General features: G+C 44.3%; 22 protein-coding genes and 2 tRNA genes. 8 read left to right on the top strand and 16 right to left on the bottom strand.

All coding sequences use genetic code 11. The features are described 5' to 3' along the window. Positions 1-186: 186 nt before the first annotated feature. The 4 genes from EGM68_RS08695 (at position 187) to EGM68_RS08670 (ending at position 4,048) form a co-directional block, all read left to right on the top strand. Complete coding sequence (locus tag EGM68_RS08695) at positions 187-882, top strand: Crp/Fnr family transcriptional regulator (RefSeq protein ID WP_129549012.1); 696 nt, start codon at positions 187-189, stop codon at positions 880-882. Between the two features lie 96 nt (positions 883-978). Continuing rightward, the gene (locus EGM68_RS08690) at positions 979-1,638 is read left to right on the top strand and encodes a peroxiredoxin-like family protein (RefSeq protein WP_102163826.1); all 660 of its coding nucleotides are present in this window, start codon (positions 979-981) and stop codon (positions 1,636-1,638) included. Between the two features lie 66 nt (positions 1,639-1,704). Then, positions 1,705-2,517 (top strand): DNA alkylation repair protein, encoded by an 813-nt coding sequence (locus EGM68_RS08685; RefSeq protein ID WP_129550310.1) that lies wholly within the window; start codon positions 1,705-1,707, stop codon positions 2,515-2,517. Positions 2,518-2,911: 394 nt separating this feature from the next. Further along, the gene (locus EGM68_RS08670; protein WP_129549011.1) at positions 2,912-4,048 is read left to right on the top strand and encodes a hypothetical protein; all 1,137 of its coding nucleotides are present in this window, start codon (positions 2,912-2,914) and stop codon (positions 4,046-4,048) included. A 124-nt stretch (positions 4,049-4,172) separates the two neighbouring features. On the opposite strand, the gene EGM68_RS26015 is transcribed toward EGM68_RS08670, so the two are convergent. The 3 genes from EGM68_RS26015 to EGM68_RS08660 form a co-directional block, all read right to left on the bottom strand. After that, positions 4,173-5,198 (bottom strand): ABC transporter substrate-binding protein, encoded by a 1,026-nt coding sequence (locus EGM68_RS26015; protein WP_240664143.1) that lies wholly within the window; start codon positions 5,196-5,198, stop codon positions 4,173-4,175. Further along, entirely contained in the window at positions 5,177-5,941 is a 765-nt protein-coding gene (locus tag EGM68_RS26010; protein ID WP_240664142.1) for a helix-turn-helix domain-containing protein, read from the bottom strand. Before EGM68_RS26010 ends, EGM68_RS26015 begins: the two co-directional genes overlap by 22 nt. A 442-nt stretch (positions 5,942-6,383) precedes the next feature. Continuing rightward, positions 6,384-7,262: a radical SAM/SPASM domain-containing protein gene (locus EGM68_RS08660; protein ID WP_013370372.1), complete on the bottom strand. Its 879-nt coding sequence runs from the start codon at positions 7,260-7,262 to the stop codon at positions 6,384-6,386. Positions 7,263-7,438: 176 nt separating this feature from the next. Here EGM68_RS08660 and EGM68_RS08655 point away from each other — a divergent pair, with 176 nt between their 5' ends. The 3 genes from EGM68_RS08655 to EGM68_RS08645 are packed head-to-tail and all read left to right on the top strand — an operon-like array spanning position 7,439 to position 9,867. Further along, positions 7,439-8,233 (top strand): helix-turn-helix domain-containing protein, encoded by a 795-nt coding sequence (locus EGM68_RS08655; protein ID WP_129549010.1) that lies wholly within the window; start codon positions 7,439-7,441, stop codon positions 8,231-8,233. Then, entirely contained in the window at positions 8,214-8,879 is a 666-nt protein-coding gene (locus tag EGM68_RS08650; protein ID WP_129549009.1) for a GNAT family N-acetyltransferase, read from the top strand. The genes EGM68_RS08655 and EGM68_RS08650 overlap by 20 nt, the downstream gene beginning before the upstream one ends. Further along, positions 8,863-9,867 carry an alpha/beta hydrolase family protein gene (locus EGM68_RS08645; protein WP_129549008.1) on the top strand — a complete coding sequence of 335 codons (1,005 nt, stop codon included), beginning with the start codon at positions 8,863-8,865 and terminating at the stop codon, positions 9,865-9,867. Before EGM68_RS08650 ends, EGM68_RS08645 begins: the two co-directional genes overlap by 17 nt. Here EGM68_RS08645 and EGM68_RS08640 read toward each other — a convergent pair. The 4 genes from EGM68_RS08640 to nrdR all read right to left on the bottom strand — a co-directional run bounded on the left by EGM68_RS08640 (position 9,854) and on the right by nrdR (position 11,301). Further along, complete coding sequence (locus tag EGM68_RS08640; RefSeq protein WP_129549007.1) at positions 9,854-10,207, bottom strand: GNAT family N-acetyltransferase; 354 nt, start codon at positions 10,205-10,207, stop codon at positions 9,854-9,856. The genes EGM68_RS08645 and EGM68_RS08640 overlap by 14 nt on opposite strands. A 336-nt stretch (positions 10,208-10,543) precedes the next feature. Continuing rightward, positions 10,544-10,616: transfer RNA gene (locus EGM68_RS08635), tRNA-Lys, on the bottom strand. An 11-nt stretch (positions 10,617-10,627) separates the two neighbouring features. Further along, positions 10,628-10,703: transfer RNA gene (locus EGM68_RS08630), tRNA-Ala, on the bottom strand. 130 nt (positions 10,704-10,833) lie between these two features. Next, positions 10,834-11,301 (bottom strand): transcriptional regulator NrdR, encoded by a 468-nt coding sequence (nrdR, locus tag EGM68_RS08625; RefSeq protein ID WP_013370366.1) that lies wholly within the window; start codon positions 11,299-11,301, stop codon positions 10,834-10,836. Between the two features lie 105 nt (positions 11,302-11,406). On the opposite strand from nrdR, the gene EGM68_RS08620 reads away from it, so the two are divergent. After that, positions 11,407-11,631: an alpha/beta-type small acid-soluble spore protein gene (locus EGM68_RS08620; RefSeq protein ID WP_013309613.1), complete on the top strand. Its 225-nt coding sequence runs from the start codon at positions 11,407-11,409 to the stop codon at positions 11,629-11,631. Positions 11,632-11,749: 118 nt separating this feature from the next. On the opposite strand, the gene EGM68_RS08615 is transcribed toward EGM68_RS08620, so the two are convergent. The 9 genes from EGM68_RS08615 to EGM68_RS08575 form a co-directional block, all read right to left on the bottom strand. Further along, entirely contained in the window at positions 11,750-12,313 is a 564-nt protein-coding gene (locus EGM68_RS08615) for a lytic transglycosylase domain-containing protein (protein WP_013370365.1), read from the bottom strand. Beyond that, positions 12,310-12,906 carry a dephospho-CoA kinase gene (gene coaE, locus EGM68_RS08610; protein WP_013370364.1) on the bottom strand — a complete coding sequence of 199 codons (597 nt, stop codon included), beginning with the start codon at positions 12,904-12,906 and terminating at the stop codon, positions 12,310-12,312. Before coaE ends, EGM68_RS08615 begins: the two co-directional genes overlap by 4 nt. A gap of 10 nt (positions 12,907-12,916) precedes the next feature. After that, positions 12,917-13,714, bottom strand: coding sequence for an MntP/YtaF family protein (locus EGM68_RS08605; RefSeq protein WP_129549006.1), 798 nt, complete (start codon positions 13,712-13,714; stop codon positions 12,917-12,919). A gap of 112 nt (positions 13,715-13,826) precedes the next feature. Continuing rightward, a complete protein-coding gene (mutM, locus tag EGM68_RS08600; RefSeq protein WP_040101712.1) occupies positions 13,827-14,657 on the bottom strand; it encodes a DNA-formamidopyrimidine glycosylase in 831 nt (276 codons plus the stop codon). A gap of 71 nt (positions 14,658-14,728) precedes the next feature. Next, positions 14,729-17,383 (bottom strand): DNA polymerase I, encoded by a 2,655-nt coding sequence (gene polA / locus EGM68_RS08595; RefSeq protein WP_129549005.1) that lies wholly within the window; start codon positions 17,381-17,383, stop codon positions 14,729-14,731. A 175-nt stretch (positions 17,384-17,558) separates the two neighbouring features. Beyond that, the gene (phoU, locus tag EGM68_RS08590; RefSeq protein ID WP_016819636.1) at positions 17,559-18,218 is read right to left on the bottom strand and encodes a phosphate signaling complex protein PhoU; all 660 of its coding nucleotides are present in this window, start codon (positions 18,216-18,218) and stop codon (positions 17,559-17,561) included. A 39-nt stretch (positions 18,219-18,257) separates the two neighbouring features. Beyond that, complete coding sequence (pstB, locus tag EGM68_RS08585) at positions 18,258-19,016, bottom strand: phosphate ABC transporter ATP-binding protein PstB (protein ID WP_013370358.1); 759 nt, start codon at positions 19,014-19,016, stop codon at positions 18,258-18,260. A 127-nt stretch (positions 19,017-19,143) separates the two neighbouring features. Then, positions 19,144-20,268: a methyl-accepting chemotaxis protein gene (locus EGM68_RS08580; RefSeq protein ID WP_058711467.1), complete on the bottom strand. Its 1,125-nt coding sequence runs from the start codon at positions 20,266-20,268 to the stop codon at positions 19,144-19,146. Positions 20,269-20,425: 157 nt separating this feature from the next. After that, on the bottom strand, positions 20,426-21,157 hold the full coding sequence (locus EGM68_RS08575) for a response regulator transcription factor (RefSeq protein ID WP_013370356.1): 732 nt from the start codon (positions 21,155-21,157) through the stop codon (positions 20,426-20,428). Positions 21,158-21,281 lie beyond the last annotated feature (124 nt).

Below are 21,281 nucleotides of genomic sequence, written 5' to 3'. Positions count from 1 at the left end.
TGTATCTATTATCATGTAAATCTATTTTATACCAATCTCCCCTTTACATAAATCCGCCTGACTTCCCAGTTTATTTGCTCACTTTTAATGCAAACAAGCGAGTAGTATAGGTGAAAGTACCTTACAGAAGCTATAATTGTATAGTATTATGATTCTGTATACTCGATGCAACGAAAAGGAGAACATATGAATAGCATTCAATACTTATCCCAATTCAATTTGCTACATAGTCTCTCACGAGAAGATTTGATTGAAATGGATCAAATGACCTCTATTACGACTATACAAAAAAACACATTTATTCAAACCCCGGATACCTTCTCCAAGGGGCTTTATTTTGTAAAAAGGGGAAAGGTACGTCTCTACAAGCTGAATGCCGATGGGAAGCAGTTCACTTTGGATATTCTCAGTGAGGGAAATGTATTCGGTGAAATGGACATGATTTCGCTGGGGACACGGGACATGTACATAGAAACGATAGAAGAATGCGATATCTGCTTGATGGACACAGAGCGATTTGAACATTTTTTAATCCAGCATCCCCGGTTTATGATGAACATGATTCAGGTACTAAGTGACCGGATCTCAGGAATGAGCAGTTTAGCCCAGCATCTGGCTTTGGGGAATTTACAGGATAAAATTATGTATGTTCTTTTAAAATTATGTGATCAATTTGCCCTTCAAAGTCATGATGAGTATTACAAAATCAATTTTCCCCTCACCCATCAAGAAATTGCCAATCTGGTCGGGGCCACCCGTGAAGCCGTAACAACTGCTCTTCAGGAGCTTGCCAATGAAAAGGTCATTAGAACCGGCTTTAAGACCATTTACATTCATCGTGAAAAACTATTATCTGCTACTAGAAATGTATGGGACCTATAAAGCAAACACAGCAATTGTAAACTACATTACATCTATATTCCGAAGAAAAGAAGTATCGTATACCTACCCCAAAATATACGATATGGAGTGAATGAGATGAACAATTCAAGATTGCAAAATGAACTGGATTCAGCCAGAATTGATATGGAAAAAATGCTCCCCCAAGAGATACTCGATACATTTGAGAAAACGATTCGAGAAATTAGTGATTCGAATATCGCTAGTGGACTCAGTCTCGGAACCCAAGCACCTGATTTTAGCTTACCCGATTATACAGGCCGCATTATAACCCTTTCTGAGGAAACAACAAAGGGGCCAGTGGTTCTTATTTTTTACAGGGGACATTGGTGTCCGTTCTGCAATTTGCAGCTCAAAGCCTACCAACGATACATGGATGAGATAACGTCGCTAAATGCCCAACTGATTGCCATAAGCCCGCAGACGTCCGAACATTCAATGAACATGCAGCAAAAAAATGAATTGAGCTTTCATGTACTAAGTGATATGCATAATCAAACAGCAGAAAAATACAACCTCAATTTTAGACTTCCTGAATACGCACATGAAATTTACAAATCATTAGACATATCCCTGGATACATTTAATGGTGACAGCACTTGGGAGCTTCCTGTACCCGCTACATATGTCATTGATTCAGAAGGTATGATTCGTGCAAGAGTTGCTGATGCTGACTACAAAAAACGAATGGAGCCTGCAGAGGTGTTACAGATTCTACGCTCTCTAAAATCATCATGAATACATAAAGACACAAAAAGGAGGAAGTATATGGACTCTAAAAGTCCGATCCTAATGCCAGATTCGATATTACACCGCAAAGGAGCTCGCAAAGGAACAGATATCCCTACTGATGTACTTCAACTGCTACAGCAGGGACAGCTTGAGACCGTGAATCTTACCGAATGGCTGGCTGTGGATCATATTGTTCTTCTGCGGAACGCTCTGGATGAGTTTGGATTGCAGCGATCATTCAATGTCTTCTTGACTGAATTGGATCATCTGAAGGAAAAAAAGATCATGAAAATGATACCCGCAATAGCACAGGCGTGGCTTCATGTGTTTGAGCAACAAGCGCTAGAAGAACGTACTCGACTCTTTGAGGCGATGGCCTCCCATCTTTCAGACAGCATTCGCTGCTGGGCTGCCTACATCATCGGGATTGATTCCCGTTTAAGTCTAGAAGAAAAATTAGCTGGCATTCGACCATTTGCAGCGGATTCCCATTTCGGAGTACGTGAAATAGCCTGGATGGCAATGAGAGAACCTATATTCTTGCAACTAGATGAGGCGCTTGCGCTGTTAAACAGCTGGGTGCGAAATGAGGATGCTAACATACGTCGTTTTGCTATTGAATTAACCCGGCCACAAGGCGTTTGGGCCAAGCATATCCCTGAACTAAAAGAACATCCCGAGCTGGCCCTTCCACTTTTGGAAGCGGTTCAATCCGACCCAGTCAAATATGTTCAAGACTCGGTGGGCAATTGGCTGAATGATGCCAGCAAAACTAACCCGGAATGGGTAACTCAGGTTTGTGATACATGGCTGATGACTTCTGATACAAAGGAAACGAAGCGAATAGTAACTCGGGCCCAAAGAAGCTTGAACAAAATGAAATAAATCGAAGACTCCTCCCCATCCAATCCATATCTAAAATATTCACATAGACTATGAGATACATCTGGAATATTAGGAGTGGAGGAATTCCTATGTCTATTATCCGAATCTATCTGGAAGCTGACAGTGTTGTATCTGGGAACGTTGCAGCGAGACGGGTTAACGACACTTTCTCCTACTAATCTAATCATATATACTGGCTTATTAGTTGGCGCTACCGTAGTTGTTGAGGTGATCAATTTTAACACCAGCGCTTCCTCAACTTCTGTCAACAACGTCACAGTGACGACCACAATAAACGACTGAGCTACGTAAAACAGGACAAACGCCTCTTTTTTATGATTTTATAAAAGGGTAAAATTCCCTTTATAAATATGAAACAGAGGGAGTTATTTCCATGCAATTCAGTTTTGCCTATTTTCGATTTTATATTGTTACACTTATAGCACTATTCATTCTTACCAGTTGCAATTCCAAAAATGCTGTAACTACAGTCCACACGAATTCTAATGTAGACAATACGACTCATAATACAGCCGTTGTGGACAAAGAAAGTCAGCCTGTCCCACACGTTACAGAGTCGTCGGCTCATACCGTTACCTCGGATAAGGATCTTGTGGCTCTCACCATTCCCGCTGGCTGGCGTAAATTTAAACAAGGACAACTGGATTCGGTGCTTAGTGTTTGTGACAAAGAAAAAAAGAACGTAGGTCTGGTTTTCCGTGTCCCCAAGTCTGCTTTTGCAAATAATATGACGCTCGACGAATTCGTACAGCAACGTGAAGAAATCTCCGCACTGGGCCTAGAAAACTTTAAGGCTGTGGATACTAACCCAATCCAGATTGATTCCACAACCGCCAGAACAGCCGATTATAGTGGGAATTTCAAGGGCCAACAGGTCTATTACTTCAGTGCCATGTTTGAGAGCAAACAGCATTATCTTCAAGTATTGATCTATTCAAGGGGAGGCTCAGCTATAGAAAAACATCACGAATTTGCGACAATAGCCAGCTCCTTGAAAATATTAAGCGATTCACAAGTTGAGCCTGATCTTCGTTCAACAACTATTTTAAAAACTTTTAAAAGCGAAGATGCCCAGCAACGAATCCGTCTCCCTTATGTATGGAAGTCTGGTTTAATTCTTAATCCAGATGCATTAATTCAAGCCTGGTATGAAAAAAACGATGCGTACATGGCGGTCATCAAGGATTGGAAATCTGAACTGCCTTATGAGAAATCCTCAATGATCACATTAAAAGAATACGCTGAGTTTTCAGCTCAATTAGTACTTAAAAGGTCTGGAAAAGGGATAATATTGACGGGACCAATAAAGGTCAATATTAACGGGAATCAAGGTTTGCAATACGAAGTATGGACAGAGAGCGATAAAGTGAAAGTTGTATATTTAATCACTTATTTGGAGCATACCGATTCGTTCTCTCAAATTATTTTCTGGACAAGAGCAGATTATTACGATGATCAAAAATCTGAATTTCAAAGATATACCAAAACATATAGAGAAGAAGAAATATAGACATAACAAAATCCGCCAAACACTTAGGAATCTTGTGTGAAGCGGATTTTTCTATATGACTTTCGCAGATTGAAGTCTTAAAGCTTCTCCCAATTAGTATACAAAGATGTTACTTGTATTTCCTTTATTTTTTGTGGGCTAATAAGAGATTAACTATGGTATCCAGTTGAAGCTCCAGCGAATAGGGGTCTTCCATCACAAACTCATCCCCTTTATTGCTGAATGAACCGTACATGTACACCTGTCCTTTTTTTACAGCCGGAAGACCTTTCCATAGCTCACTATGCAGGATCTGATTGGCCCCCTCATCTTTTGAGCCATATACAAAAATATGATCTCCCATATACTCGGGTAAAACCTCAAGTGAAATATTTTCAAATCCCTCTTTCATATTCAATGCTTTCTTTGTGGGTGGCAGCTTTAGCATTTGATATATGGTTGGGCTTCCGTAGTTGCCGCCTTTCGCCGCCAAAACATATATGGATTTATTGGCGACTTGTACGATCGAAACCGTCTCTCCATCTTTAATGATACCGTCAATTTTGGTTCTGGCCTCTGCAACTTTCTTCTCATATTCAGCGATCCACTGCTCGGATTCTTTCTGTTTGCCAAAAATTTCACTGATTCTGCGGAATTTATCCAGTGGTCCCGCTGTAGATTCACCCTCCCAATACGGCAGGAACACAGTCGTTCCTATCTTTTGGTAGCTGTCGATGTTCTTTTCAATTGAGCCGATAATTAAATCGGGTTGCAGAACGGTCAGTTCCTCCAAATCCATAGGAAAATCCCCGAGATCTTTGATTCCGGCTAACTTCTCCTTGGGATATCCCGATGGATCAATCCAAGCCTCATTAAGCATATAGCTTCTGACCCCTACTGGAATAATCCCCAGTTTTAAAAGATGACCCATATACTGATCCGATGCCACTCGTTTCGGGTTTGCAGGTACTTCTACATCGCCTTTTAGTGTCTTAACCGTTCTTGTCTGCGTTTGTACTGCCGCTTGTCCATCGCTGTTAGATGTTGCCACTGTATGATTAGCCTTCGTCTGCGAGCTTCCATGTGTATTCGTCGAAGCTGAGCAGGCCCCCAGCATCAATGATAAGCACAACATGATCATCATAGCCGTCATTTTGCCTCTACCGTGCATGAAAAAATCCCCTTCCGCATGATACCGATATTGATAATCAATATCAGTATAACGTGTGAAGGCTGTCCGCTGAAGGGCATATTTAAGCTTCGTTTGGGGCATACCTGATCTTGTCCCTGGATATGCTGCTGCTGTTCTTTTTTGAATCGTATAGGAGATAGTCCCTTATATTTCTTGAAGCTGCGACTTAATGAATGCGCATCTGGATATCCCACACGCTCTGCGATCTCCTGCAAAGTGGCATCCGTCTGCATTAGCAGCTCTGCCGCCCGATTCGCCCGTATCTGACCCAAGTAATGAATTGGACTGGTATGCATTTTACTTTTGAACAGCCTTGATAAATGTCCGGTACTGCACTCTAGGTCCTCCGCAATAGATTCTAGTGTTATAGGCCGACTAAAATGCTCACGAATATAGGTTACAGCTTGCGCTACCAAGTCAGGCTTAAGGGGCTGAATACCTTGTCGATCCAGTTGGTGTAACAACTCGAATACAAAATGATGAAACAAAGCTTTGACATGCAGTTTACCAAGTCCCGATCCCTTATGCCATTCTTGCTCCAACAGCTTCACTTTATCATACAGGGGCAGCGGGTAGTGAGGTGCGAAAGCATACTGATTCTGAAAAGGATTTTCCCTTTCCAGCAATTGTACAAGCTCCTTACGACTGGGCAGGGCCAAAGTTGCCTTGTACAGAATGATATAATATTCAAGCACATCCTCTGTCAGGACGCTCAAGCACATTCCTTTCCCCCCATGCAGGACATGGAAACGATCCACCCTATGAACACTGTCATCCAGCCATACTCGTGCACTTCCGCGCACCGTATATAAAAACGCACTGACGGAAGTCTATAGCTCCTCAATTCTTCCCCTTTATCCATTTTCTTATGGCGAACATCCATCACCTGTATAAACACATGATTCCACAATACAATGTGATCGTTCAACTTCATTACTACCACTCAGCCCCTATCCAAACCGATGTATTGCTTATCCCGCCCAATTTATTAGAATAAATTTATTATAATTGATAATCATTCTCACAAGCAATCATTACGTCTAACTTCCTCTAGATCGTCAAAGCCGCTGATTATCCCCCTATGCAAATATAAGAAAAAGCCCTGTAAAAGGGCTCTCTTTCTTGTGATCCATTCTATTGTCGCTTAAAGTTCCACCTCTATGATTAGGTTCCAAATCGTTTGCGATACCCGCACTTTCGGCACAACTCTTCTACTGCTTCTCTTCTGGAGAATCCAAAGTACAGACGGTTTGCACGCTCACCTTCCACGATCTCGGAAAAAGTTTGCTCATGCACATTTCCTAAGTTAATGACACCTTCTCCATCAAGACAGCAAGGGACCACTGTTCCATCCACCAAAACCGCCGCCTGACTGCGAAGCGCGTGACAAAAGCCTTTTCCGTCATCTTCCGGAGCACTCAGGCTAGGCCATTCAAATTCGTAGTCCTGATTCAAATATACATTAGGAGCGATTTTGACCCCACTGCCCGGTATTACTTTTTCCTCAATCCGATAATCCAGTCCAAACTCTTGCTCCAATTGCTCCAGTGTCTCCCGGTTGCGCTGACGCTGCACATTAGTCAAATTATCTTGAGTCAGATTCCAGAGACGGAAGGAAATAATGATATTGTGCTTCACAGCTTCTCTGACAAACGTGAAAATATGACCCAAATAACCTTCTCGATCCACAGAACCTTCATGCCCGTCGAAACTATGAAGAGAAAAATTCATCTGCCGTAAGGCTGGCTGACCAAGCAGCTTATGTCCGGTCTTCGGCAGCAAGGTACCATTGGTGGTAATGTTGACCTTTAAGCCTTTCTCATGCGCACTCTCCAGCAAAAGATCAATTTTGGGATGGAGCAAAGGCTCTCCTTTTACATGCAGATAAATGTAATCCGTATGCGGCTTGACCTGATCAAGCACATTCCGAAAAACTTCCGGATCAATAAATTTTTTGACACGTTGTGTCTGAGGGCAAAAACTGCATGCAAGATTGCAAATGCTTGTGATCTCAATGTATACCTTCTTAAAAGTCTTCAACATGATTTCCCCATTCTAACCTTCATCCTGAACATTTGGTTTATGCTCACTAATCTTATGATTATAACGGGTTATGAACGAGAGGTAAACTCTGCGGATATTTTCTATTGACCTTAGGTCTGACCTAAGGTTTATAGTGAAGTTATTCAATTATCAATTATGAGTAAGGAGACCTATCATTGAAAAAACACATAACGATCAGCCAGCTTGCTCAGCTCATGAATGTATCTGTACATCAGCTGCGGTATTTTGAGGAAAAGGGGATCCTTTATCCGTTATACACAGATGAAAATCAATATCGAATGTACGGACTTCATGAAATTTATCAACTTTCCCATATTTTAATGCTACGTAAACTAAACATCCCTGTCGGTCAAATTGAAGAATGTATGACTTCCTACACTGCCGATGATTACAACCAGCTTTTAGAACATTCGTTACAGAAGGTACAGGATGAAATCGCTAACTTAAAGTTGCTCGAACAGTTTATTCACAAAGTGCTAAAAGAACATCATACCCTTACCCAGCAGAACAATGAGTATCGACTCAAGCTGCAGGGCACTCGACATTTAAAGCTGTGGTTTGCATTGGAGAGTGATCAAGAACTCACGGCCAGGAATCTATTTGAGCAGCGGCCTGCCCCGCCACAATTATTTGAAAATGATCTACATTATCTATCTGATTCTGGAGAGGTGAAGCTATATTATGAAACGACATCAGGAACAGCTGACTACATTCTGGAAGAAGGTACCTATCTCTACAAGCACTTCTCCGCCACTGAAGACGCTGAGATAGAACACCAAGTCCAACAACTGGAGCATTATGCGACCCAGCACCACTATGAATGCTTAAGCAAAATCATTGTGGTGGAAAAATCCTATCTATCCATATTTGACAGCAACGAGCTGCAATATGAGATTCAAGTACAAATTTCGGATGTGCAGGAGGCGTTACATGAGTCCACAATCCTATGACATTGTTGCTTATCAAGAGCAAGACCATGAAGCTGTATGTAAGCTCTTAGTGGAATCGTTTAAAGCAAAATTTCAAGCTCTTGTTGCACTGGAGGATCAAGATATACAGCGTTTATTAATGCAGGTTTGGGTTCAAAATGCTAATTGTATATCTATGAAACAATTTGTGGCCAAAGAGAACGAAGATGTTGTTGGTGTCCTTTCGCTCAAATGGAAGGCTCCCTCCTCTTCACTTCCTATAGCCAATCTCATTTCTTTGGCTCCGCTTATAAAACAGTTTGGCTGCTTCAATGTATTTAAATTTTTGACAGGCATGCATGCGCTGGAATATAAGCCTGCCATAGATGAGTGTTACATAGATCATTTGGCGATTCGCTCAAGTCATCGCAATCAGGGGATCGGGCGACGTTTTCTAGCTTTCGCACAGCAGTTTACGGTTGATTCCGGTTTCCATGCGTTGACACTTCATGTAGCACATAAGAACCAGCAGGCTATTCGTTTGTACCACAATCTAGCGTTTGAAATAGAGCAGTCCCAATATAATTATTGGCGGCATTTTTGGTTCAAGGAGCCTGTATGGCATCTAATGAGCTGGAAAGAACGAAACTGCAATCGTGGAGAGAACAGCATTGAAAAAAACATATAGGCTTACCCTTGGTATTGTGGCAGGTCTGGTTGTTGCCTTGATATTGATTGTTTTATATCAAAATTCCTACAAGATGACGGAAGAAAAAATACAAATTGCGACTCCCAAAGGAGTATTAACAGGTACACTGGCTTTGCCTAAGAACTACTCGGGAAAGATTGGACTGGTTGTTTTTGTCCATGGAGATGGTCCAATCAATGACACCTATGATGATGGATACAAACCACTGTGGGAAAGGTTCGCTTCTAAGGGCTATGCTTCCTTATCCCTGAATAAGCCCGGTATTAACGGCGCTCCAGGCAATTGGCTGGAGCAGAGCATGGAGGATCGGGCACAGGAGATTCGATATGCAGTTGACTGGGCCAAAACCTTACCGATGATTGATAAGCACAAGATCGGCCTATGGGGGGCCAGTCAAGCAGGCTGGGTCATTCCGAAAATCGTTAAAGAGGAGCATGATATTGCATTCAGCATCCTTGTATCGCCGGCCGTGAATTGGATTACACAAGGGCAATTTAACACCAGGAAAGAGTTGGAACAAGAAGGAGCTAGCCCGCAGCAAATTAAAAAGAGACTGGACTACGACCAAAAGATTCTACAACTACTGAAAAAACATGCTCCCTATGAAGAGTACCTAAGCATGGCCGATCCTGAGAATATAATTCCCAAAGAAAGATGGAGCTTTATAGGCAAAAATTTTCGTTCTGATTCTACGGAAGAATTAAGCTACTTAAAATCCCCAGTACTCTTGGTTCTGGCTGGAAAAGATATGAACGTAGATGTAAAAGACACCGAGCGAGTATATCGCCAAAAGATATCTCCAGAGCTGCTGTCTGTCATTCATTTGCCTGAAGTTGACCATTCCATGATGAATGAACAAATCGCGCATTCCAAGTCCCTAACCTTCTTAACAGCCATATTTGCCCCGAGACAATTGGTGAATAGTGAGTACCTGAAGATTCTTGCCGATTATGTCAGTCAGCATTAAACAATGATATTCTTTTTTTCCATATTTCTTTGGAATAGGCTAATGAAAACCCCATCGAAAAATAAAAGGACTGATCAGAACCCACAAAGATTCTTTCTACACCTTTGTCCTTGACTCTTTTTATGGCTTCATAAATAACGGCTTTTCCAAGCCCCATTTTTCTATACTTCGGTATCGTACCTACAGGCTCCAGTATTCCTATTTTATTTAGCTCGTCGTACCAGAGAGTAGTGAAAGAAGCAACTTCATTCGCATCCGAAATTCTAAACCCGTTTGGTAATTCCAGCTTTACATCATGCGGTACATTCATATAGGACGTCGTTTCTTTCCCATCCTGCAAGATGTACCCTCTTTTTTCAAAAGCTCCTTCAGTTGCTCTCCATCCTCGTTTACGATTATATCTAAGTAGCTACATTCTCACCATGTAAAGTTAATTTCAATTCATTTCAGCATAATCTATTATTTCATTTAGAAATTCATTTGAAGGAACTCAACTCATTTGTAAAATACGAACTGCGTTGAAACAACGATCAAAGTTACACTCACAAACAATGGGTTGCTATTTATAATCAAACTCGATAAGCGCTCATTCAACCCTTACCTGCCCTTGGTTAGGCTGGAAACAGATCTATGAACAACAAAAAAAAACGGCATTTCTGCCGTTTTTTCTAAAGAATGGACTCTCAGGGACTCGAACCCTGGACCAATTGATTAAGAGTCAACTGCTCTACCAACTGAGCTAAGAGTCCATATAAAATTATGGTGGAGCCTAGGGGGATCGAACCCCTGACCTCATCGCTGCCAGCGATGCGCTCTCCCAGCTGAGCTAAGGCCCCGTCACATGTAAATGAATTAACGTTTCAAGCGACTTCTATATCATATAAAATATTCGACCCTGTGTCAATACTTTTATAAAAAAAATATAATCCTCTTTCCACAACGGCCCTAAAAAGATACAGTCAGCGATCAGTCGCTGTCTGTATCTTTGGATAACAGTGTTTTCAGTTCCTTCATAAACATATTGATGTCTTTGAACTGCCGATAGACGGACGCAAAGCGTACGTAGGCGACTTCATCCACCGGATAGAGCTGTTCCATGACTAGCTCACCAATCTGCTGGCTATCCACCTCTGTGGCTGCTGTGTTGCGTATAGCGTTTTCCACCTGAGATACGATCAGATCGAGTTGCTCGACTGATACTGGACGCTTTTCACAGGCTCGAATGAGACCGCGCAGCATTTTATCACGGCTAAACTCTTCACGGCTGCCATCTTTTTTGATGACCATCAATGGGGTCTCTTCTACCATTTCAAAGGTGGTAAAACGCCTGGCACACTGCTCGCATTCGCGACGGCGGCGGATGGACTTATTATCATTCGCTGGTCGCGAATCCAACACTTTCGTGCCATTGTAGGCACAATACGGGCACTTCATAATCTCATCACTTCCTTTTTCCAATAAATTCCCGAAGCTTTTTAGTAATAATTTTGTCGAAACGGATCATAATATGTTTACCACGTCGCGAGGAGGTGAACAACAATGGCACAAGGAAACAATGGCAACTCCAACAACCTGGTAGTCAGCAGATCCTCCGGTGCTCTGGAGCAAATGAAATATGAAATCGCTCAAGAGCTAGGTATCAGCATTCCTCAAGATGGATACCAAGGTAACATGACTTCCTATGAGAACGGTTCGATCGGGGGCTACATCACAAAACGCCTCGTAACGATCGCCGAACAACAATTGGCAGGTCAATACCAATAATCTCGGTAATAATCAAGAAGTAATACGAAAAAGTGTAGGGATAGGCTGCTAAAAACAGCCTGTCCTGCGCTTTTTTCATTTTAAAGCGAAAAGGCTCATATTGTCATTAACCTGTCACTTAAAACTCATTATAAATTTTTGTATATTGCCTGTAATAGTAGATGACTCGCTGTACATAATGCCGTGTCTCACCAAAAGGGATTTGCTTAATGGACTCTTCTTTGCCATCCCACACCCCTTGATCCAGCCACTCCTTAACTTTACCTGGACCAGCATTGTATGCCGCTACGATGACCACAGGATTATCCTGAAACTTCATAGACAGGTTATGCAGATACCAGGTTCCCAGCTCAATGTTGGTGCCGGGCTCGTGCTTTACACTGTCCAGCGGGACCTTCTGAATCTGGGCACTGTCCATAATCCAATTGGCGGTATTCGGCATAATCTGCATAAGCCCCAGTGCACCCTTGTGTGACTGCTTGCTGGTTTTAAAGTTTGTTTCCACACGGATAATAGACGCCACCAAAAATGGGTCCACTTCATACGTCTGAGAATATTGCCGAATTTCATCCTTATATTGAATCGGGTAAAACCATGACATCCAATTGGAATTGAGGAACAGAATCAGGACAAATCCGACAAACAAAATGAGCAGGACTCTTTTTTTACGTAAAATGTTCATGCAAGTCCCTTTCGCTGCCAAAACTGATCAATTTGCCGCTTCGTCTCAGTCTGTGTTCCGCTATTATCAATAACAATATCAGCCAAACTTTTTTTCTGCTCGATATCCATTTGTGCGGACAGGCGAAGCTCGGCTTGCTCTTCTGTCAGACCGTCTCTAAGCATCAGACGTCGGAGCTGAATATCACGTGGTACATATACAACCATAATTTCCTCGTACAGGCTCTCCAGCCCAGACTCATACATTAACGGGATATCTGCCAAAACAAGCTTGTCCGGCTGCTCCCGTTCATAAGCTTCCATGCGCAGACGCATTTCCTCACGAATAGCAGGATGCGTAATATCGTTAAGTGCCTGTCGCTGAACAGGGTCTCCGAATACAATCTCTCCCAGTCTTTTGCGGTGCAGGGTACCGTCACTGTTCACTATAGCTTGTCCAAAATGCTGTATGACCGCCGCCAGCACCGGATGCCCCGGAAGCATGACTTCCCGGGCAATGGCATCTGCGTCGATCAGCAGCGCACCCTTGGCGACCAAAAGAGCCGACACGGTGCTTTTTCCGGTAGCGATCCCTCCGGTTAATCCGATATTCATGCTCTTCACCTCATAACAGCTTCAATATGCCCATCATAATGAGTAATAATGCCGGCAATACACCGAGCGCCTTCATAAATCGAAATGCTGACAGGAAGAACCCTGCCTTCATACCAGCAATTAAAAATACACCACTGAATAACGTAATAGCCAGCGCAGTAGACAGGGGCTGAAAACCAAGCATGGCTGCACCTAATCCCGCTCCGAACGCATCGACCGATAATGCAATACCTAACCAAACCGCTTCGGTAGCAGATATACTGCCGGAACGGTCCATATCCGCAGCAGATGGGCTTCGAAGAATCCGAATAACAAGCCCCCATTTGCGGAACTCCAGCGAAAATAACGTTCGCTCCTCTTGCTGTAGCTCCAAAGAGGTTTCTGTCGGTAGGCCTTTTCCTGAGCTGCTTAGAGACTCTGTATTGGCATCCTCTGCACTTTTTTTCTCCGCAAGTGCTGATATATTCTCTGAATCAACCTGTTCCGTAAGGCGAAGATTCCCCGGGACTTCCGCTGCTTCCTCCGTCAAATCTTCCTTGCGGTGCAGAGCCTGAATCAAAGAGTAGCAGCCGATACAGATCAGAATGACAGCACCGAAAACCGTCGTATATACAGGAGACAGAACACGAGATAGTAATGCGCCGAGCTGCATGGATATGCCGATCACTAAACCTGAACATACTGAGATGATCGCAATCGACAACAGTGGAATTTTCATTTTGCGCAGACCATATGTAACACCGACTCCGAAACTGTCCAAACTTAGTGCAAATGCCAGTAACAGCAGGGCTCCCCAATGATTTGCCACTCCAAATTCCCTCCCATTGCGAAGGCTGGGCCTTACAGCAACCTACTTCCTTCGCAGTATTGGTACTTGGAACAATATATGAGAGGGATGGGCTTGGGGTGACTGTGCCTGTTTAGCGCAAAGGCTGGCAGACCGGGCAATGATGTGTGCCACGTCCGGCTACGACGGATTTTTCGATCAATGTACCACAGTTCATGCAAGGCTTCGCGTTACGTCCATAAATTTGCAACTGATGCTGGAAATCGCCCGTTTTGCCCTGTCCGTTGACGAATGATTTGATGGACGAGCCACCAACCTGAATCGACGCGCCCAGCGTGGAGACAATAGCTTCATGCAGTATGCGAAATTGACTATCCGTTAAGCTTTTGGCTGGCTGTGCCGGATGAATCCCTGCCTTAAATAACGATTCATCTACATAAATATTCCCGATGCCTACTACATATGACTGGTTTAACAGCGCTGCCTTGATCGAAGTCGAACGAGTTCCAACAGCGGCACGCAGCATTTCAGGTGTAAAAGCCTCGTCCATCGGTTCCAAACCGAGTTTGTTTAGCGGCTTTTCCAGCAAATCCTGTCCTGCCGGAAATAAGTGCATCGTGCCGAACTGGCGCACATCCTGATAACGCAGCTCCGTACCATCTTTAAAATGAAAGATGACATGGGTATGCTTTTCCACAGGATCATCTTGTGAATACAATCCATAGCGTCCTTCCATTCGAAGATGGGAGACAAGCACCAGCCCGTCCAGCAAAATCCGAAGAAACTTACCGCGTCTCTCCACTCCTGTAATCCGGTGGCCGGCCAATTCCATCGCAAATGCGTGGATATCATCGGGACGTTGGATAATACGAGGCAAATTTACGGTTACATGATCTATATGTTTATCAACGATAAGCTCGTTTAGTGTTCGTTTAATGGTTTCTACTTCCGGTAATTCCGGCATGATGTCTTCACCTCACCCTATATTATAACGGAAGCAACGTCAAATTGGGACTATCTGCTCATTGAAATATCTTACTTGGCCTCATACCAATTGCTGCCATAGCTGACTTCCGCTTTAAGCGGTACAGCCAATTTTAATGCAGCTTCCATGGTAGCCGGGACAAGCTCTTTCATCGTCTCCATTTCCTCAGGCGGAACCTCGAATACAAGCTCATCATGTACTTGTAGCAGCATGCGGCTGCGAAGATTGCGTTCACGCAGCGCTGCGTCCATCTGCACCATCGCCAGCTTGATAATATCGGCTGCGGTACCTTGAATCGGCGTATTCATCGCTGTACGCTCAGCGAACGAACGCTGGTTGAAATTGCTGGCGTTAATCTCAGGCAAATATCGTCTGCGTTCCAGTAGCGTTTTTACGTATCCATCCCTCTTCGCATCCTTCACAATATCATCCATGTAACGGCGAACACCTTGGAACACGTCAAAATACTGGTCGATAAAGCGAGCCGCTTCCTTCCGGGTAATATTCAAATTTTGCGACAGACCATAGTCGCTAATCCCGTAAACGATCCCAAAGTTGACCGCCTTTGCGGAACGACGCATATCGGAATCTACAGCTTCTGCTGGTACACCGAACACATCGGATGCGGTCTTGGTATGGATGTCCATATCGTGGACAAAAGCCTCTTTCAAACGCTCATCATCCGAAATATCAGCCAGCACCCGCAGCTCGATTTGTGAATAGTCTGCCGCCAAAATCGACCAGCCCGGCTCCGAGGGAACAAATACTTTGCGGATTTTGCGTCCTTCTTCGAGACGGATCGGGATATTCTGCAAATTCGGAAATTGACTGCTCAAGCGTCCGGTTGCCGCAACCGTCTGCCGGAAATACGTATGCACTTTACCTGTCTTCTCCGAAATTTCTTTAAGCAATCCTTCGACATACGTCGATTGGAGTTTGGCAATGGTGCGATATTGCAAAATATTTTGCACAATATCATGATATGGAGCAAGCTTTTCCAGTACCTCTGCATCGGTCGAGTACCCGGTTTTTGTCTTTTTAATAACTGGCAGACCCAGTTTATCAAACAAAATCTCACCCAACTGCTTGGGCGAATTAAGATTGAACTCTACCCCTGCAATGCTGTAGATCTCACCCACCAACGTTGCAATCTGGGCTTCAAATTCTTTACCCAAAGCGCGCAGTTCCTCTACATTCACCAAAATCCCCTGCTTCTCCATATCCGCCAGAATGCGTGATAACGGCATCTCCAGCTCATGGAACAGCTTGTGCATTTCCGTCTTTTCCAGTTCCGCCTGCTGCACAGGTACCAATGCTTCGATCACTGCTGCCTTACGTGCCACATGATCGGATAGTACATCCACGTCAGGAACTTTATATTTAGCTCCTTTACCAAACACTTCGTCATCTGGACGAATCGATGACAAGCCATACTTGGCTGCCAGTCCACTCAACGTCTGATTCGCGTCTGTCGGGTCTAGCAAGTATCCGGCCAGTTGCACATCAAATTCGGCTCCGGCAAACTCAATTCCATGCCAGTGTAAAGCCAAGTCTGTACGGTGCAAATCATGACCGCGTTTTTTGCGTTCAGGATCGGCAAGCCATTCGCGAATAGGGGTAGCTGCATCACTTTGTAGAACATTCAGTGTCATAAAGAACTGCCGCCCCGTTGCGGCAAATATTAAGCCTACAATTTCAGCATGATGCGGATTATCACCATGCGTCTCCACATGCAGCACATCTATGTTATTCAGCACTTCTACCAATTCGCTGATACGCTCTTCATCCAGCACAGTCACGTCTGCCGCGGCTTCCTCTACGCCAACTCCAGCACTGCCAACCTCGCCCGATAAGGATAAACGCTCCAGCAGGGATTTGAACTCCAGCTTCGCTAGAGCTGGTCCAGCCGTCTCAGCCTGCAGCCCGCTGAAAACTACATCTTCCAGCTGTTTGTCCAACGTTACATCCCGATAAATAGTCGCCAATTCCTTGCTCATTCGTGCATCGTCAGCATGTGTCTCCACGCGTTCTTTCATTTTGCCCTTCAGCTCATCCGTGTGCGCCAGCACCTCTTCGACTGAACCATATTGATGCAGCAGCTTGAGCGCTGTTTTCTCACCCACGCCCGGAATGCCAGGAATATTATCCGACGTATCGCCCATCAGACCCTTAAGGTCTATGATTTGGAGCGGCTTCAAGCCGTAACGTTCCTGAATCTGCTCAGGTCCGTACGTTTCCACCTCGGTAACCCCTTTGCGGGTTAAGCCGACCGTGACATGGTCTGAAGCCAATTGAAGCATGTCCTTGTCGCCAGTCACAACCAGCACATTGAAACCCGCTTCGTCCGCTGTTCTGGACAGGGTGCCTATAATATCGTCTGCCTCATAGCCATCCAGTTCAAATTGGGCAATGCCAAAGGCGGTCAATAGCTCTTTCAGCAGCGGAAATTGCTGGGACAGCTCCGGCGGCGTTTTCTCCCGTCCACCTTTGTAATCCTCGTACCCTTTATGGCGAAACGTAATTTTACCAGCATCAAAAGCGACCAAGATATGTGTTGGTTTGTGCTCCTCCAAAAGCCGCAATAACATTGTCGTAAATCCATACACCGCGTTCGTCTGCTGTCCGCTTGAATTCGTCAACGGCGGCATAGCAAAAAACGCCCGGTATATGATACTGTTACCATCTATAAGCATGAGTTTATCCATTTCGCACCTCACAAGTTCATCAATGCATTCGTAACGTTCTTACGTTTTACGCATTCCTCTTCCTATCTTAACATACAAGACTCTTTTTCAGAAAAAAACGGCTGTTTCCTAGCCAAATTTGCCTTTTGCTCAAAGACAAGTCTGGGTTGGAAACAGCCGCTATATACCAATCGCTCTACTGGTTCAAATCTGGTCTCTCCCCTGTCACGAGATATACAGTGCTTTCACCGATATTCGTGGCATGGTCACCAATACGTTCAATGTACCGTCCTACAAGCAATTGCAACATGGCTTGTGAAGCCTCTGCTGGCTTTTCTACCATAAAAGCGTATAGATCGCTGATCATGTGGCTGTACAAGGAATCTACCCGATCATCCTCTTTAGCCATTTTGTAGGCCAGATCTGTATTTTCATCCAAATAGGATTTGATCGCATTGTCGATCATTTCTTTAACAATGGAAGCCATGTGTGGGATATCTACCAACGGCTTCATCGCCTGTTGCCCTTCCAAGCGAAGTGTGACCTTAGCAATATCAAGTGCCAAATCGCCCATACGTTCCAAATCACTGGAAATTTTAAATGCAACAATGATCCGGCGTAAATCCTTCGCTACCGGCTGCTGGGTAATTATGAGCTTGGAGCCCATATCCAGAATATTTTCTTCCATTGTATTGAGGGATGCATCATTTTTGACTACCTGCTGGGCCATTTCTGTATTTTTGGTCTGCAAACATTCAATAGCCTGATCGAGCGCCTTCGAAACGTGTGCACCCATTTCGCGCAGTACGGCTCTCAGTTCTTCTAATCCTTCATCAAAACCTTTTCTACGTATCATTTCGAAGTCACCCCTTCTCGCATAATCATCAATTTGGCTTTAGCCAAAACGCCCGGAAATATAATCTTCCGTACGTGAATCCTGTGGCGTGGAAAACATCGTCTCAGTATCCGCTGCCTCCACTACAACCCCATTCAAAAAGAACGCAGTTCGACCAGACACACGCGCTGCCTGATGCATGTTATGCGTCACCATGACGATAGTATACGTGTCTCTTAATTCTTGAACCAGTTCTTCAATTTTCATTGTCGAGATCGGATCCAGCGCAGATGTAGCCTCGTCCATGAGTAAAATATCTGGCTGTACAGCAAGCGCCCGGGCAATGCATAGCCGTTGTTGTTGTCCACCGGACAAGCTCAGAGCAGAACGCTTCAGAAAATTTTTAACCTCTTCCCAAAGTGCTGCCTGCCGCAGACTTTGCTCCACCAGTTCATCTAACTTGTCCTTTTGCCGAATTCCATGCAAACGCGGGCCATAGGCCACGTTATCATAAATGGATTTGGGAAACGGGTTAGGCTGTTGAAAAACCATTCCCACCTGTTTACGCAGCATTTCTACTTCCATGGTATCGCCGTATATATCCTGACCTGCGATGCTCACGGTGCCTTCAATACGTGTTCCCGGTATCATGTCATTCATCCGGTTCAGCGTACGTAGCAAGGTTGATTTGCCGCAGCCGGATGGGCCGATGAAGGCTGTTACCGTTTTTTCAGGAATATCCAGGTTTATATGTTTCAACGCGTGGAATTTTTCATAATACAAATTCAGCTTATCAATCCGGATTACGGAATCATTCATGGATTTATGATCTCCTTCGTGTTGCAGTTATGGTCCTCAAGCATTGCACCTGATTTGCACAATATGAAGATTATATAAGCTGTGTGTAAATTCAGTGTGGTGGATTTGTTAACGGTATGTAAAATGATCAAGAACTCAGCATGAGTTCAAGCTCCTGTGCAATTCCGGCTGCATTCAAGGCCGCTTCTTCTGCGGAACGGGACATTTCGCTGTTTTTAGCCTCTATTTCATCGACTGCCTGCAATAATTTGGCAAACGTTTGGGTTCCGGCAGATATAAATTTAGACCCTGTATGAATCTGCTGCATACTCGTATCCGTCAGTTCAGCGGTATCACGCAGCATTTGCTCGATATGAGTGAGTAAGCCTGTAATCTGTACAGAAAAAGCTTTGGTCTGGAGTGACATATTTCGAACCTCTTGAGACACAATCTGAAAACCACGCCCGTGTTCACCAGCATGAGCCGCTTCAATGGACGCATTGATCGCCAGTAATCCGCTGTGATCTGCCAGTGCACGAATGGATGAAGCCATGCCCGCAATATCATTGAGCGATTGGGTTAACGCCGTCATCTGCTCATGCTGGCGCTTCATTTGCTCCGTCACTGCATGATAAGAAAGCAGAACATCCTCCAGTTCCACTTTGCCACGGCGGGATAATTCACTCATTGAGCGGGTTAGCTGCACACTGTCATCGGCCTCTTTCGCTGCATCCAGAACAGTCATCCGAATACGCTGGACTCCGTCATAGCTATGTCGAATCACATCGCCCCGGTCTTCGTCTGCTTCTCTTTGCATTCGCTGAACGACAGACAGGATATCACGAATTGTGAGTACACCGAGTAATCTTGTCCCTTCCTTTATTAGTAAACAATCGTAAAAACACTGATCTTCACGCATCATCGCCTGTTCTACAATTTCTGCTGCTGGACTTTTCAGATCCACAATTAATGTATTGGGATCGGCAAATATAGAAGCCGGTTTGTCATAGAACAATGCCGCAGCAAACCTGCCCGTAAAATGACGATTGTACGCATCTCTCATGATGATGCCCAAAGGAAGATCATTTTTATCCACGACGATGACACAGGGAATATCTTCCTGTGTTTTCATGAGTGCTAACAGTTCTTTGCAAGACATATCCGTGCCAATGATCGGAACCTCCCGGCATGGCACATAGGTAGTAATCGGCTTGAACGTTTCACGTTCAATCACGGCAGTGGAACTCGTCTGGGTCTTTGGTTCCGTTATCATCGTTCTGAAGTCCCCTTTTTTTAACTACTTGAAGTGACGGGAACATCATATCGGTCATTTGTTGATTTTAACGGCTATTTTTGTTAACTAAATGTAAAATCACAAAATGGACATAAAAGTCACTGCTACTGCCTGGAAAGAGAAAAACGCTCCTCATTTATAACAAATGAGAAGCGCTTCTTTTTTTATTTACAACCAGCTTGTACCCCACTCCACGGATTGAATCAATATGAACCGAGTCGGGATCAAGCTCCAGCTTTTTACGTAAGGAACTGACGTGTACATCCACTGTCCGTTGACCGCCGATGTAGTCAAAGCCCCACACGGCATTCATTAGATCATCCCGAGTCAGGACCACACCCGGCTTGCGGGACAAATAGAGGAGCACCTCAAATTCCTTCGGTCTTAAGCTGATGGACTGACCTCCAAGAATGACTTCATATTTCTCAGGGTAGATCTCCAGCTCGCCCAGTTGAATTTTGGAGCCATCCTTCTGTTCAGACAACACTCCTTCATCCCCTCCGGATGTTCTTCGCAGTACAGCCGTTACGCGGGCCAGTAGCTCAGAAACGCCAAAAGGCTTTGTGATGTAGTCATCAGCACCCGACTTCAGTCCTTGGACCACCTCAGCCTCCCCGTTTTTAGCGGTTAGAATAATGATAGGTGTCGTTAGCCCCTGATGGCGAAGTCTGCTGAGAATATCCAGTCCATTCATCCCCGGCAGCATCAAATCCAGCAGGATCAAATCGTAGGATTCTCTGGAGGCTCTTTCAAACCCAGCACTGCCATGATCCTCCGTGTCCACTTCGAAACCTTCTTGTATCAAATTGTAGGATAGCAATCTGGCAAGCGTTGGTTCATCCTCAATAACCAGCAAACGTTGTCCCATTAATAACTTCATCTCCTGTTTACCTGTTAAAGGCGCATTGGTCAAAATCCTGAAATCTTTTCCATACTCATGCGACACCCGTTTATTTTATCACGGCATTGTTAACACAATGTAAAAAATATTA

Origin of the sequence: Paenibacillus sp. M-152 (assembly GCF_003856555.1) — a bacterium.
Lineage (GTDB): Bacteria > Bacillota > Bacilli > Paenibacillales > Paenibacillaceae > Paenibacillus > Paenibacillus polymyxa_C.
Note: the sequence above shows the minus strand (reverse complement) of the source record. Positions and strands in the feature narration are given on the sequence as shown.

Excerpts from the sequence above, each read along its gene's own strand:
- EGM68_RS08695 (WP_129549012.1), top strand. The coding sequence starts at position 187 with ATGAATAGCATTCAATACTTATCCCAATTCAATTTGCTACATAGTCTC.
- EGM68_RS08690 (WP_102163826.1), top strand. The coding sequence starts at position 979 with ATGAACAATTCAAGATTGCAAAATGAACTGGATTCAGCCAGAATTGAT.
- EGM68_RS08670 (WP_129549011.1), top strand. The coding sequence starts at position 2,912 with ATGCAATTCAGTTTTGCCTATTTTCGATTTTATATTGTTACACTTATA.
- EGM68_RS26015 (WP_240664143.1), bottom strand. The coding sequence starts at position 5,198 with ATGCACGGTAGAGGCAAAATGACGGCTATGATGATCATGTTGTGCTTA.
- EGM68_RS26010 (WP_240664142.1), bottom strand. The coding sequence starts at position 5,941 with ATGTGCTTGAGCGTCCTGACAGAGGATGTGCTTGAATATTATATCATT.
- EGM68_RS08660 (WP_013370372.1), bottom strand. The coding sequence starts at position 7,262 with ATGTTGAAGACTTTTAAGAAGGTATACATTGAGATCACAAGCATTTGC.
- EGM68_RS08650 (WP_129549009.1), top strand. The coding sequence starts at position 8,214 with ATGAGTCCACAATCCTATGACATTGTTGCTTATCAAGAGCAAGACCAT.
- nrdR (WP_013370366.1), bottom strand. The coding sequence starts at position 11,301 with ATGAAGTGCCCGTATTGTGCCTACAATGGCACGAAAGTGTTGGATTCG.
- EGM68_RS08620 (WP_013309613.1), top strand. The coding sequence starts at position 11,407 with ATGGCACAAGGAAACAATGGCAACTCCAACAACCTGGTAGTCAGCAGA.
- EGM68_RS08615 (WP_013370365.1), bottom strand. The coding sequence starts at position 12,313 with ATGAACATTTTACGTAAAAAAAGAGTCCTGCTCATTTTGTTTGTCGGA.
- coaE (WP_013370364.1), bottom strand. The coding sequence starts at position 12,906 with ATGAATATCGGATTAACCGGAGGGATCGCTACCGGAAAAAGCACCGTG.
- mutM (WP_040101712.1), bottom strand. The coding sequence starts at position 14,657 with ATGCCGGAATTACCGGAAGTAGAAACCATTAAACGAACACTAAACGAG.
- polA (WP_129549005.1), bottom strand. The coding sequence starts at position 17,383 with ATGGATAAACTCATGCTTATAGATGGTAACAGTATCATATACCGGGCG.
- phoU (WP_016819636.1), bottom strand. The coding sequence starts at position 18,218 with ATGATACGTAGAAAAGGTTTTGATGAAGGATTAGAAGAACTGAGAGCC.
- pstB (WP_013370358.1), bottom strand. The coding sequence starts at position 19,016 with ATGAATGATTCCGTAATCCGGATTGATAAGCTGAATTTGTATTATGAA.
- EGM68_RS08580 (WP_058711467.1), bottom strand. The coding sequence starts at position 20,268 with ATGATAACGGAACCAAAGACCCAGACGAGTTCCACTGCCGTGATTGAA.
- EGM68_RS08575 (WP_013370356.1), bottom strand. The coding sequence starts at position 21,157 with ATGGGACAACGTTTGCTGGTTATTGAGGATGAACCAACGCTTGCCAGA.